This window comes from Moorena sp. SIO4A1 (assembly GCF_010672065.1).
In the GTDB taxonomy this organism is placed as follows: Bacteria; Cyanobacteriota; Cyanobacteriia; order Cyanobacteriales; family Coleofasciculaceae; genus Moorena.
The window spans coordinates 1-1,586 of the sequence record NZ_JAAHHX010000609.1 but is presented as its reverse complement, the minus strand read 5'-3'; the positions used below and the strand labels follow the sequence as shown (position 1 = coordinate 1,586).

The window sequence follows — 1,586 nt, the reverse complement described above, 5'->3', positions numbered from 1 at the left end:
CCCGTTAGGTATGTTTGATTGCCCTGAAAACATACCTTTAGCTAAGTAAAATTAACAGGCTCTTTATCTAAGTATACTCAACATTATGCAGTTTAAAGCTGAGACGATAATATTGTTATTTTTATTTACATTTGCACTCTGTAATCTAGGGTGGGCAGTGCTTTCGACAGATTCCGAAGCTTGCAAAGCGCGTTGATAGGCACTGCCCACCCTAGGATTAATCACTACGATTAATCACAAGAGTGCCAGATCTCAGATTAAGGGTTTTTACAGTAAATTAACCTGTGATAAAAAGATAAAATTGATGCAAATTCCCTATTTATAATTTTCTCTCGTTACTAGATAAGTAATCATTTAGTATTACTCATTTGTAAGCAGTAACCTTGGTCAATTAGTGTTCCGTGTAATCCTGGATGAATGACTACTATAACTTTCATGAGTTTTTCATAAAATCCTGACAGAGCTAAAAATTTTTGATGAATTTTTCTTGAAGACGCTAAATATACCTGAGGTCAATTGCCACATCTATCTTGAGAGGGATGATTTAGATGGTGCCAGCGAATAGCACTCAGGTTCATGTAGTTCATGTAGGATCGGCAGTGCTATTGACGCGATTCCTTTGCTTGTCATCAGGTTGCTAGAGACTGCCCACCCTATTTCAGTCCTAAGAGAAGCAAAGTAGTTCATGTAGGGTCGGCAGTGCTTTTGAGGCGATTCCGTTGCTTGCCATAGTTTATGTAGGGTGGGCAGTGCTTACTAAGGCGATTCCGTTGCTTGCGATCGCGTAGCGTGACCTACGGTCAATCGCCTTTAAGCACTGCCCACCGGAAGATTAATCTTAGAATCCCCTTTTTTCAAAGAGGGGAAATGTCAAAAAAGTCAGCTTGGCTTTACGGTTCAGACTGTTGCAGCATAAACAAACAGTAAGTGCCAAACAAAATCACTGAAATCATCACAAAGATCAGAGCACCTTCCTGACTGTGCCAATAGTCAAAGGCTGCTTGACTGGAGGGGGCTGCGAGGTGTGCCAGTATCGCTATCCTAATCCCATTGACGATAAAACCCAGGGTAGCAGCAACCATGGGAACAATAATTTTTTGGCTGCCAGAGGTGGGAAACATTACCAGCACAATCACAGCTAGCCCTAGCATGTAGATGATTAAGTTGAGTCCGGAACAGGACGGGACGACTTCGATGCTACCCTTGGGGAGGATAATGTAGGAGTCTTGCAACACGACATTTGCTCCAGAGTACCACAGCAGGAAAGCGGAGAATTTGGCGGTAATCGGAGTGATATTAGGCAGATAGGGCAGCAGAAGTTTGGGAACACCTAGGGTGAAGAGGATGAGGAGTTCTTGCCAATATTGTTTTAAGCCCCGAAAGCCAGAGGCAAGCAGGGCGAGACCGAAGACGGAAATAAAGGGTGAAAAGCCAAGGAATTTTTCGCTAGGGTGACCAGCACTCTTGACCAGAATTCCTGCAATCAGCAATGCACCAAATAAAAAAGGGACAATGCCGCTGCCGAGTTTAATTTGGTAGCGTTTGTCCCAAAGAGTCGAACAGGCTGCGAGCCAAAATACAATGCA

At 43.4% G+C, this 1,586-nt stretch carries 1 protein-coding gene; it reads right to left on the bottom strand.

All coding sequences use genetic code 11. The annotated features are described in order from the left end of the window. Window positions 1-890: 890 nt before the first annotated feature. Window positions 891-1,586, bottom strand: a 696-nt coding sequence (crtA, locus tag F6K53_RS41165; protein ID WP_293086083.1) for a cyanoexosortase A, incomplete at its 5' end; no start/stop codon positions are given.